General features: G+C 71.9%; 8 protein-coding genes. 1 reads left to right on the forward strand and 7 read right to left on the reverse strand.

From position 1 onward, the window contains the following. Positions 1–70: 70 nt before the first annotated feature. Both solA and DSY14_RS23645 read right to left on the reverse strand, forming a co-directional pair. Complete coding sequence (gene solA, locus DSY14_RS23640; RefSeq protein ID WP_211718821.1) at positions 71–1,285, reverse strand: N-methyl-L-tryptophan oxidase; 1,215 nt, start codon at positions 1,283–1,285, stop codon at positions 71–73. Positions 1,286–1,301: 16 nt separating this feature from the next. Continuing rightward, positions 1,302–1,673, reverse strand: coding sequence for a hypothetical protein (locus DSY14_RS23645; RefSeq protein ID WP_211718822.1), 372 nt, complete (start codon positions 1,671–1,673; stop codon positions 1,302–1,304). Between the two features lie 608 nt (positions 1,674–2,281). Between DSY14_RS23645 and DSY14_RS23650 the strand changes: the two genes are divergently transcribed. Continuing rightward, positions 2,282–3,538 carry an MFS transporter gene (locus DSY14_RS23650; protein WP_307851312.1) on the forward strand — a complete coding sequence of 419 codons (1,257 nt, stop codon included), beginning with the start codon at positions 2,282–2,284 and terminating at the stop codon, positions 3,536–3,538. A gap of 149 nt (positions 3,539–3,687) precedes the next feature. Here the strand turns inward: DSY14_RS23650 and DSY14_RS23655 are convergent, their stop codons facing one another. From DSY14_RS23655 to DSY14_RS23675, 5 genes are all read right to left on the reverse strand, one after another. Beyond that, positions 3,688–4,476 (reverse strand): serine protease, encoded by a 789-nt coding sequence (locus DSY14_RS23655; RefSeq protein WP_307851314.1) that lies wholly within the window; start codon positions 4,474–4,476, stop codon positions 3,688–3,690. A 333-nt stretch (positions 4,477–4,809) separates the two neighbouring features. Beyond that, positions 4,810–6,627 carry an acyl-CoA dehydrogenase gene (locus tag DSY14_RS23660; RefSeq protein ID WP_211718824.1) on the reverse strand — a complete coding sequence of 606 codons (1,818 nt, stop codon included), beginning with the start codon at positions 6,625–6,627 and terminating at the stop codon, positions 4,810–4,812. Between the two features lie 317 nt (positions 6,628–6,944). Beyond that, positions 6,945–8,654 carry a thiopeptide-type bacteriocin biosynthesis protein gene (locus tag DSY14_RS23665; protein ID WP_211718825.1) on the reverse strand — a complete coding sequence of 570 codons (1,710 nt, stop codon included), beginning with the start codon at positions 8,652–8,654 and terminating at the stop codon, positions 6,945–6,947. Continuing rightward, positions 8,651–10,009, reverse strand: coding sequence for a hypothetical protein (locus DSY14_RS23670; protein ID WP_307851313.1), 1,359 nt, complete (start codon positions 10,007–10,009; stop codon positions 8,651–8,653). Before DSY14_RS23670 ends, DSY14_RS23665 begins: the two co-directional genes overlap by 4 nt. Beyond that, positions 10,006–11,760, reverse strand: a complete 1,755-nt coding sequence (locus tag DSY14_RS23675) for a YcaO-like family protein (RefSeq protein WP_249188354.1) — start codon at positions 11,758–11,760, stop codon at positions 10,006–10,008. The genes DSY14_RS23670 and DSY14_RS23675 overlap by 4 nt, the downstream gene beginning before the upstream one ends. Positions 11,761–11,820: the final 60 nt, after the last annotated feature.

Below are 11,820 nucleotides of genomic sequence, written 5' to 3' on the forward strand. Positions count from 1 at the left end.
GACCGTCCCCGGGGGAGGGGGTGTGCATGGGGCCTTCCGGACGTTCGAGACCGGGACACGAGGGCGGGGTTCAGGGACGGCGCGGGCCGTCGGTGTCCCAGCGGTGCGGATCGAACATACCGATCGGTAGTTCCGTGTGCCCGTCGCGGGCCAGGTCGGCCAGGGCCACGCCGACGGCGGAGGCGAACTTGAACCCGTGGCCGGAGAAACCGCCGGCGAGGACCAGGCCGGGGAGAGCGTCGTGGTGGCCGATGAGGAAGTGTTCGTCGGGGGTCATCGTGTACATGCAGGCGACCATGCGCTCGGGCAGCGGGCCCACCCCGCGGAGCCCCGCGGCCAGCGCGCCCAGCCGGGCGGCGTCGTCCGCGTCCGGGGGCCGGGGACCGAGGTCGGGGTCGACGGGTTCGCCCCACTGCGCGCCGGGGCGCGGGCGTTCTGCGGTACGGACCTCGGCCGACTCGGCGTGGACACCGATCTTGAGCGTGCGCCCACCGTCCATGCTGGGGAACCCGTACCAGAGGGTGCCGTCCGGTTCGTCGCGCGCGAAGACCGGCTCCGGGCCGGCGGTGTGCGTCGGAGGGGCGGTGATCGGGAACCAGCCGAGCACCCGACGCTCCACCCGGATGCCGCCCCCGAGGTCGGCGAGGCCGGGCAGGAGCCGCGGCATCCAGGCGCCGGCGGTCACGACGACCCGCCGGGCACGGATCTCGGTGTCGCCCACCCACACGCGCGGATGGTCGGCGTCGGGCTCGATGCGGGTGACCGCTCGCTGCGTGAGCACACGTGCCCCGGCCTCGCGGGCCAGACGGACGGCGGCGAGGATCGCCGGTTCGGGCAGGACGACCCCGGCGTCCTCCTCGAACACGCCCACTTCGTCGGGGCGCATGAGGTGGCGGGGGTGGCGTTCGGCGAGTTCCCGCGCGACGAGGCGCGTGCAGGCCAGGCCGTGTTCCCGCGCGGCCAGGGTGGAGCCGTCGACCGCCGCGGAGTCGGGACGGCCGAGCATGAGGGCGCCGGAGCGGATGACCAGGCGGGCCTGTGCGGCCTCCTGGAGTTCGTCCCAGGCGCGCCAGGCGGCGCGGACGAAGGGGACGTACTCGGCGCCTTCGAGATAGGCGGTCCGGATGATGCGGGACTCGCCGTGGCTGGACCCCCGGTCGTGTCCGGGGGCGAACCGCTCGACGCCGATCGCGTCGACCCCGTCACGCGCGAGTCGCCACAGGGTCTGGGATCCCATCGCGCCCAGTCCGACCACGACGGTGTCGGTGTCCAGGCGTGTCTTCATGGGGAACGCGGGTGCGTCAGGCGGCGACCGGCTGGCGGTGCGTGTAGTAGTGCGCCGGCTCGGGCACCCGCGCGAACGGGTTGAGCAGCGCGGCGGCGCCGATCGGGTCACTGGCGGGATGCGAGACGGTGCCGCCCTGGAAGAGGTCGTTCCAGAAGAAACGACCGTCGCGGCACCAGACGTTCACGTCGCGCATGACGGAGGCGACGGCCATCTCCGAGGTGCCCGACCAGTACAGGGGGCGGGTGGCCACGGAGGCGAGCTCGTTCAGGAGCGCCGTGATCGCGCGCTGGGCGCAGAACGCGTGGCGGGGCTTGTGCTTGACCCGGCTGGCGAGGACCGACTTCGCCCGGGAGGCCCGGGGGTTGTTCAGGCGCCAGTGACTCAAGGTCGTCTCCAGTGTGTGTCGAGGAACCGCGGGCGATGACCGTGTGTTTCTTCCTGCGGCCACGTCTCCGCGGCGTCGAGGGGCCACCGGATGGCGTCCTCGAGCGAAGTTGGCGAGGTGTCAACCATGTCGTTACCTCGTAGTTATTCTTCGCGCTCCGGATGCTAGCAGCAACCGACCCCCGGGAGTCGAGGCTTAAAAGTGTGACGCATGTCACAACTAACAAGTGCGTATCGACCTGTTTATTCAAAGAACTCGCAGCTCAGAAGGGGTTATTCGTATCTGTGTTCAGGTCGTGAAATCGAGATAAGTGGGCCCTGGTCCCAGTGTCGCTGTCGCGAGTCTCACCCGGTTTCGCGACGTTCTGTGCTGCTCGTGTGGCTCAGGGTCGCTTTGCACTGAGCGAAGATCCTTTGCCCGCCCCAGGTGGCACTTTGCCGTCTCCGCACCCGCCGCGCCTGGGGGGCGTTCCCGTCCGTCGCCGGTCGTCCCTCCCCCGACGTCGGGTGTGTTGCTCCGGGTGGAGGACACTGGGAGTGGTCCGATACGAGGAGAGAAGCGGCGACGTGACCCAGATCCAGCCCGAGACATCCGGTGACAGGACATCAGTGAACCGTGCGGCCTCCGTCCCGGGGTCGGGCGGCGCCCGTGCCTGGTTGGTATGGGCCGTGGCCGTGGCCGGCTACTTCCTCGCCATGCTGCACCGCAACGGACTCGGCGTCGCCGCCCTGGAGGCCCAGAGCCGCTTCGACGTCGGCCCCGCGCTGCTCTCCCTGCTGCCCATGCTGCAGTTGCTGGTGTACGTGCTCCTGCAGGTGCCCGCCGGGCTGCTCGCCGACCGACTCGGCCCGCGGTACACGCTGGTCATGGGCATGGTCGCGATGGCCGCCGGTTCCTGCATGTTCGCCCTGGCCCCCGGGATCGAGGCGGCCGTCGCCGGTCGCTTCCTCATCGGCCTGGGCGACGCGCTGGTCTTCCTCAACGTCATCCGCCTGGCCGCGCTGTGGTTCCCCCGCGGGCGCTACGCGCTGGTCAGCGGGCTGACCGGTGTGGTCGGCGGGACCGGGCAGGTGGCCAGCGCCGCCCCACTGGCCTGGGCACTGGACGGGGTCGGTTGGGTGGCGGCGTTCCTCACCACCACCGCGCTCACCGTTCTCATGGCGCTCCTCGTCCTCCTGGTGGTCCGTGACCGCCCGGCGGGCGCCGCCGGGCGGTCCACCGTCGCCGACCCCATCTCCGTCTGGGAGGCCCTCAAGGAGGCGCTGCGCGCCGACGGCCCCCGGATCGGCATGGCGCACCACGCGGCCGTCATGGCGCCGTTCACGATGATGATGGTGCTGTGGGGCTATCCGTACCTCGTGAGCGGTCTGGGGCTGTCCGAGGCGACCGCGGCGCTCACCCTCACCGGTCTGGCCGCCGCCGCGCTGTGGCTGGCCCCCTTCGCCGGGATGGTCGTCGGCCGGTGGCCGGGGGTCCGTCCGTACATGGCGCTGGGCCTGGCGTTCACGCTGAGCCTGGGATGGCTCCTGTTGGTGGCGTGGCCGGGTGGGTTGCCGGCGCCCCTGGGGGTGGCGGTGCTGACGGCGAGCGCCGCCGGGCAGACCCTCGCGCCCACGATCTCCTTCGACTTCGCCCGGGACGGAATCCCCGCGAGTCGCACCGGCGTGGCGTCCGGGCTGGTCAACATGAGCGGGTTCACCACCGCCCTCCTCTGCACCGTCGCCGCCGGCGCCATCCTCCAGGCCCTGCCGGGCGGGCCCGTCTCCTACCAGGTGGCGTTCGTGCCCATGGCGGCCTGTTCGAGCGTCGCCACCCTCGTGCTGATCGTGTTCGTCCGCCGGGCCCGGATCCGGGCCCGCGCCTGAAGCACGCCCCCGACGCCCTCCCCACGCCACGACCGCGTCCACGGTCCCTGCCCGGGGTGGGCGGGGCCCGGGCCGTCTCCCGGAGCCGCCACCCACCCCCACGCGCCGCGCGTCCGGCGCGACGGGGTGCTCCCGCGCCGCGCGGCGGGCTACCTCCCGACCGTGCCCGCGGCCCAGTCCCCGTACTCGGCCGCCTCGGTGAAGACCCACGGGCCCACGCAGGCCACGTTCTCGTCGTAGTCACCGTCGCGACTGGTCAGGCCGACCAGCTCCCAGTCGCCCTCGCCGCCGCGGATGAGGGGGCTGCCGGAGTCGGTCGAGCAGACCTGCGCCTCCTCGGTGGGGTGTTCCGAACACAGGTCGCCGTGGAGCTCCGCGCAGCGGTCGTCGGGCACGATCTCGGTATCGAGCTGCTGCAGGATCTCCGGCTTGGGCTCCTGGCCGAGCTCGTCGACCACGCCCCAGCCGAGGGCGCGCACCTCCGTCCCCGGTTCCGGCCGGTCCTCGGCGATGCGCACGGGCGTCTGCTCGACCGGGGAGTCCAGCTTCAGCAGAGAGATGTCCTGGCGCACCAGGAGGAAGGAGTGGGGGTGGTCGGGGTCGTCGCTGACGTCCTCCGCCTCGTAGTCCGGGTGCTGGACCACCTCGGTGACCTCACGTACGCTGCCGCCCTCGTCCCGGTGGTCGCTGCCCACCCGCACGGAGATGCTCTCCGTGGCCAACAGGTCGAAGTCCGAGCAGTGGGCGGCGGTGAGCACCCACTGCTCGTCGATCAGCGCACCCCCGCAGTAGTGCAGACCCTGGTCGTCGAACAGGGCGGTCGCGAACGAGTACTCCTCGGTGGCGTCGACCCCGCCGATGATGGCGGACGCGGGGGAGGCCACCGCCGTCGTGCCGAGCAGTGACGCGGCCCCCACCGCCCCCGCGACCGCCACCACTCGCCCTCGGCCTCGCCCGTTCCGGCCCCCGCGGATGCCGACCATGCCTGACACGTCCCTTCGGTTGTGCGTGTGACCACGCCGTCGCTTGCCGTCACACACGACCCTAGGGAGCCGATCCCCTCGGAACATCGTTCGCGAGGGCCAATCCGTCCTCGACGAAAGTCGCCCCGCCGAGACCCGGGTACCGACGAAGGAAGGCCTCCCCGAGGGAGTCGACCGTCGGCCGCTCCCGTCGGGGGCGCAGGCACACGAAGGGCGGGGTGGTCACACCGGACCACCCCGCCCTGCGGCTGCTCGTCACCGACCGGCGGCGGGCCGCCGGGTCGGCTCCTAGAAGGCCTCCTCGGGGACCTCCATGACGCCCAGGTTCACGTTCCGGGCGATCTTCAGCTCGGACTCGACGCGGGGCAGGAACTGCTCGGCGAAGAAGCGCGCGGCGGCGATCTTGCCGGTGTAGAAGTTCGTGTCGTCCTCGTCGGCGCCGTCGATGCTGTTCAGGGCGATCTCGGCCTGGCGCAGCAGCAGCCAGCCGAGAACGACGTCACCGAAGGCGAAGAGCAGGCGGACGGAGTTCAGACCGACCTTGTACAGCTCGCGGGAGTCCTCGGCGGAGCCCATCGCGTGGCCGACCATGAGCTCGACCAGCTTCTCGACCTGGCCGAGGGCGCCCAGCAGGAGCGCGCGCTCCTCCTTGAGTCGACCGTTGCCGGCCTCGCTCTCGGCGAAGGCACGGATCTCCGCGGACAGCGTCCCGATGGCCTGGCCACCGTTCTTCACGATCTTGCGGAAGAAGAAGTCCTGCGCCTGGATCGCGGTGGTGCCCTCGTAGAGGGTGTCGATCTTGGCGTCGCGGATGTACTGCTCGATCGGGTACTCCTGCAGGAACCCGGAACCGCCCAGGGTCTGCAGGGACTCGGCGAGCAGCGCGTAGGAACGCTCGGAGCCCACACCCTTGACGATGGGCAGGAGGAGGTCGTTCAGGGCCTCCGCCTCGGACGTGTCCTCGCCCCGGGACTTGGCGATCTGGATGCCGTCCTGCTGGGTGGCGGTGTAGATGACCAGCGAGCGCATGGCCTCCACGTACGCCTTCTGCGTCATGAGGCTGCGACGCACGTCCGGGTGGTGCGTGATGGTGACCTTGGGGGCGTTCTTCTCCCCCGCGATGTCGTTGCCCTGCACGCGGTTCTTGGCGTACTCCAGGGCGTTCAGGTACCCGGTGGACAGGGTGGCGATGGCCTTCGTACCGACCATCATGCGCGCGTACTCGATGACGAGGAACATCTGGCGGATGCCGTCGTGCTTGTCCCCGACGAGGTAACCGATGGCGGGGTGCTTGTCGCCGAAGGTCAGTTCACAGGTGGTGGAGGCCTTGAGGCCCATCTTGTGCTCGACGTTGGTCACGTAGGCGCCGTTGCGCTCGCCGGGCGAGCCGTCCTCGTTGATGAGGTACTTGGGCACGAAGTAGAGCGAGAGACCCTTGGTGCCGGGGCCGGCGCCCTCGGGGCGGGCCAGCACCAGGTGGAAGATGTTCTCGGTCATGTCCTGCTCGGCCGAGGTGATGAAGCGCTTCACGCCCTCGATGTGCCAGGTGCCGTCGCCCTGGTCGATGGCCTTGGTGCGACCGGCGCCGACGTCCGAACCGGCGTCCGGCTCGGTCAGGACCATGGTGGCGCCCCAGCCGCGCTCGATGGCCTGCTCGGCGAACTTCTTCTGCGCCTCGTTGCCCTCGGAGTGCAGGATGCTCGCGAACCCGGGACCGGCGGAGTACATGTGGATGGAGGGGTTGGCGCCGAGCACGAGCTCGGCGGCGGCCCACACCAGTGAACGCGGGGCGCCGAGGCCACCGAGCTCCTGCGGCAGGTCGATGTTGTACCAGCCGGCGTCCATGTAGGCCTTGTAGGACTTCTTCAGGCTCTCGGGGATCGCGACGGTGTTGGTCTTGGGGTCGAAGACGGGCGGGTTGCGGTCCGCGTCCTCGAACGACTCCGCGATGACACCGGTGGCGAGACGGTTGATCTCGTCCAGGATGGTGCGCGCGGTCTCCTCGTCGAGCTCCTCGAAGGGGCCCTTCCCCAGTACGTCCTGGCGTCGGAAGAGTTCGAAGAGGTTGAACTCGATGTCGCGCAGGTTGCTCTTGTAATGCGTCATGGACAGCTCCGCTGTGTCCCTGGCCGCGGTGTCTGTACACGCGGATCTACCGACTAGTAACAAGTCAATGTTACTACTCAGTAGCTCCATGTGCCAGTGTCCTTGGGCACTTGTGTTCTCAAGTGCACGTCAAAAGGCGGAAACGGCGGTCCAGGGGCGTTTTCCGGACAACCAAGACATGAGATGCGTGCGCCCCCAAACCTTCGGGGCGACCGTGCGGACCCGTCGCATCCCGCCTCGTGCTCCCTCCCGGCCCGATCCGTCCACCTCCCAACGCTCCCGCGCCTTCTCGCCGACCGTCTCCGCGCCCGGCCCGCTCACACCTCCCGCGGCGCCTCCCCGGAACCCACCGGCAGCAGGGTCAGGACCGTGCGGTCCACGCCGTCCAGGTGCAGCAGGGCGTTGGCCGCGTCGTCGGCGAACCCCGACACCACCAACGACCGCATCCCCAGGGCCGTCGCGCACAATGACAGATTCTGCGCCACATGACCGCACTCCTGGAACAGCAACCGCAGCGCGCGCTGTCCGTAACCCGCGCGCAGCCGCCCCAGGTCGCCGACGAGCACCACCAGGGCGCCGATGCTCTCGGCCACCACACCCGGACGACCATCGGCCGCCGCCCGCAGGAACGGCGACAGCTCGGTCCACCGCTCCACGTCCGTGGGACCGTCCGCGCGCAGCAGACGGTGTTCCTCCGCCCGGTAGCGATAGGTGCCCGGTGCCAGATCGGATACGTGCCGGGCCAGCACCCACACCTCCGTGGCGTAGGCCGCCCCCGGAGAGGGGTGCGTGCGCGGCGGCCGGTGCCGTCCGGGGTGCCCCGCCCGCGCGTGACTGATCCCGGCGCCGTGCCCGAGCAGGTCCGACAGCTCCGCCAGGGTCATCCCCGCGCCGAAGTCGCCGTGTCCGCTCGCGCGTTCGGCCAACGCCGCGCCGAGGGGCGTGGTCAGCGGACGGGGGTCGGGCAGCTCCACCATCGGGGCCGCCTCCGCCTCGGGCCGCAGGGCCTCCGGCGCCACCGGCCCCGGCGTGTGCGCGCCCGCCATCGTGTCCGGCAGGTACTTGCCGGCCTCCAGGTACACCCGGTCGGGCGCGGTCACCGCCGGGTCGAAGTAGTCGCCCGGCGGTTCCCACCGTGGATAGGACAGTGACAGCAGCCAGGCGATCCGGCGTTCGTCCTCGATGTCCAGCCCGAGCCGGTTGCAGGTCATGTGCGACAGCGACCACATGATCCGGTCGAGCCCCGAGGCCAGCCCCTCTTCGGCGTCGATCCCGCGCAGCCGTCGGACGGTGTCGCCGAACGCCCGTGCCCACAGGTGGTGGGTGGAGGTGCCCGCGGTCGACACGAGACGCTCCACCTGCGGACGCCGTTGCAACCACCGTGCGGGCGAGGCGTGGAAGAGCCGCTCGGCCTCGGCGCGGGCACGCCCGTCCCCGCGCGCGACCTCGGACGAGTAGTCCCAGGTCGCGTGGTAGCCACGGGCCTGGCGCACCGCCTCGACGTCGTCGAAGCCCAGGGCGGAGAACGCCAGAGTGAGGAGGTCGGTCGCCACGACCTGCCGCTGCCCCGGCTGCGAGGTCGAACGCAGGACGGCCAGCGCGATGCGGGTGCTCGCGACGAAGAAGTCCTCGCACACCTCCAGCGCACGCGGCCCGCCGTACCGGGTCGTCTCGGGCGCGTAGACGGCGTCCACCACGTCCCCGTCGGCGTGCCACCGGTCCGGGTCGGCCTCGGGCAGGCCGGTGTAGAAGTCACCGGGGTCCATGTCCAGGGCGGTCGCCGAGGTCTCCTCCGCCATCGCCCTCATGCGGGCGGCGAACGCCGCCATCGCCTCGGGCCGGGCGTGGAGGAAGCGGACCCGCAGGTGCGGTCCGCCGTCCCAGTAACGCAGGTAGTACCAGGACGCGGCGTGGCCGTCGGCGACCAGTTCCTCCGCCGCCGGGGCCAGGTGGTCGAGGAGGAACGCGTCGATGTCGGCGCGGTCGCGGTGCAGGTACACGTACACGGCCGACCAGGTGCGGGTCATGAGGCCTCCGAAGGCGTGCCGTCGCCGGCGTCGACGGGGATGTCCATGTAGGTGCCGCGTTCGGAGCGCACCCACAGTTGGTAGACGGGGGTCTGGTCGGGGTCGAGGCCGAGCACCGACGCCCACTCCTCCTCCGCGAAGTTGCGCATGGGCCGGGCGCACAGATCGGTGGAGGCGGCGCCCAGGCAGCCCCACTGACCGATCCAACCGAGGAGGGTGTGCAGGATCGGTTCGGCGTGCGGCCCGTGGACGCGTGCCCAGGCGGGGAAGTCCACGGTCAGGGTGTAGCCGAGGGTGGAGGAGAAGTTGGTCGCGCCGCTCCGGGGGACGGGGCGATCCGGGCCCTCCGTGCCGTCCGGGAGGAGTTCCCGCATCGTGCGTCCGTCCACCCGGTCGTCCGCCAGGACGTGCCGGTACAGCCGGAGCGCGTCCGGTGCGGGGAGCACCGAACCGACCTCGTGCAACGCCGTCACCAGGGCCGAGGTGACCCCCGCGCCCCGGTCGGGGGCGATGTGGGCGCTGGTCACCAGGTTGGCGGTGGAGAGCCCGCTGGTGCGGTCGTCCAACCAGCGCCGCAGGGTCCGTCCGGGGCGGCCGGCGGAGGCGACCGCGCGCGAGGTCGCCGCCGCGGGCAGCACCACACCTCCCGCGGGTCCGGGGCCGTCGAGGGTGAGGGCGGCGATCGGCTCCATCTCCGGCGGCAGCACCGCGCGGGCCCGCCGACCGACCTCGTGGGCGGGGTCCACGTGCGTGTGCGGGGTCAGTCCGGCCCGGGTCAGGGTCGCCCCCAGTGCGGCCAGCAGGTGACCGCCCTCCAACAGGGCGAGGGAGGGCCGCAACCGGCCGTACTCGGGCGGGTAACGACGGTGGTCCACCGCCACCACCGGCCGCGCGTCGGCGAGCTCCTCCGGGTCGTCGGGGACCCGGGAAGCGTTCATCGGCTGGAGCGCGTGCGACTGGGGGTCCACCCGCACGCACCAGGCCGTGCCCGTGCGCGGCAGCAGGAACAGGTCGGCCCCGAAGAGTCCGCGCGGCGACGGGTAGGCCCGGTGCACGGGGTAGCGGTCCCCCGCCGACAGCCGCCGGACCCGCACCGCCTCCACACAGGCGGAGAGCAGCCGTTGCGCCGGCGACCACGGTCCGTCGAGCGGGGCCGCGGCCATGTCGAGGTCGCGCAGCGCCGACAGGGCCGGCAGGGCCGGTCGGACCTGTCCCGGAACGCTCCGGGCCAGGCCGTTCGACGGCTCCGCGCCGAAGAACAGGGTCGCGACCTGGGACACGTCCTTGTCGTGGGACTGGCCGTGGAAGTGCGCGAGCGCCTCGGCGAACCCGCGCCCCGTCGGGCCACCGGTCACGGGAAAGGATGCGGGATCGGGTACACCTGGCCGGGCGTCTCCCACGGAACCCCTCCTTCCAACAGTTCGGACGCGTGTCGGAGCCGGGTCAGGCCCCGGGTCCGTCGGTGGGTGTGGCCGAAGGTCATGGGCAGCGCGCCGGGCACGATCACCTTCACCGACCGCACACCGGTGGCCTCGGTGTAGGGCGCGCTGCTCTGGTCCACCACGATCACGTCCAACCCGAGGGCGTGCACGGCGGCCAGACGTTCCCGCAGGACCTCGGCCAGGTCCACCCCGTGGAAGGAGGACGGCCGGCCGGCGGTGAACGTCGCCATGTCGACGTCGCCGCTCGGTCGGTCGAGGAACTCCCACAGTGGGCGGGCCTCCCACAGTCCGTGCGTGCCGGTGTGGTCCTCCAACGTGCGGATCAGGGTGAAGTCGTCGAGCATCGGCCGGCACCGTTCCACTGACACGGAGGGGCGCATCCGTACCCACTTGGGGTACATGAGCGCGTTGGTGGCGGTCTCCTCCACCGCCGCCATGAGCGCTCGCCGGGGGTCGGGGTGGGTGCCGGTGGCCAGACTCATCGCGGGCGCGCGACCGCTCCGCACCACCTCCTCCGGCGCGGTGACCATCGCCAGCACGGTGGGCACGTCCAGGTCGGAGGTCAGGTCCATCAGGGACAGCGTCGCCCCGCGCTCGGTGAGCAGGTCGGTGAGGTGGTGGAGGTCGGGGTCGTCGGCGCCCTCGATCCGGCGCAGCCGCGTGCGCGAGTACCAGGCCAGCAGGAACGCGTCGCGCTCCACCACCTCGCAGAGTCCGTACAGCACCGCCTCGGCCAGCGTGCCGCCGACGGCGCACCCGTTGGAGGACTCGTAGAGGAAACGCTCGGTGTGCGCGCCCGCGTGCCAGTAGGCCACGTGTTCGGGCACCAGTGTGCGGCGCCGGTCGCGAGTGGACCACCCCCACACCCAGGTGGTGGGGGTCTCCGGGGTGTAGGGGACCGGTTCGAAGGCGGGGTGCCCGTACCACTCCTCCTCGTGCAGACCCAGGGAGGCCGGGTCGACGGCGTCCCAGGCCAGTTCGGCGTAGGAGCCGTACACGGTGGACGCTCCGGAGAGGCGTCGGCCTCCGGTCACCCGTTCCACCCCTTCGAGGAAGGCGGGCACCTCACTGGCGGAGAACCGGGTGGAGCGACCGTAGCCGCCCTCGCGCACCGTGCGCCCGGGGGCCACGGTCTCGCAGGTCATGAGGGCGAGTGGGGACTCCTCGTCCCGGTAGATGTGGGCCGCCGGACCGAACCGGAAGTCGAGCAGGCGTTCGCGCAGACCGTCCCGGTCCATCGCCCGGCTCCGGAGCGCGCCGTCGACCGTGGGCAGCGGACCGGCGAGGTCCGGCGGGTCCGCCGTGTCGTCCACCGCCAGCCCGCGACCCTCGGGGTGGCAGTGCGCACAGTGCGGGTGGGGGACGAACCGGTGTCGGGTGACGTCCCCGGTCCGGCAGTCCAGGGCGAGGAGGGACAGGCGCAGGTCGGCCGGTGCGGTGGCGTCGACCAACGCCGAGAAGACCTCCTCCCAGAGGGCGAAGAGCCCCGCGGGGGTGGGGCGTTCGGCGGACGCCCCGCCTTCGACGTCGACCCGCCAGAGTCCGGCGCAGCGGGCGCATCCCGTCGCGCCGTGCGGGGTCCAGGGGCCGAGGAAGGCGAGCGGACCCTCCATGGCGGTGTGCAGGACGCCGCCGTCGGTGGTCCTGGTCCGAGGCCGGTGCAGCGTGGCGTCGACCGGGACGAGGTCCGCCGCGCCGACGGAGGAGGGGCCGGTGTCGGGGGT

The organism is Nocardiopsis sp. MG754419 (assembly GCF_018207095.1).
In the GTDB taxonomy this organism is placed as follows: Bacteria; Actinomycetota; Actinomycetes; order Streptosporangiales; family Streptosporangiaceae; genus Nocardiopsis.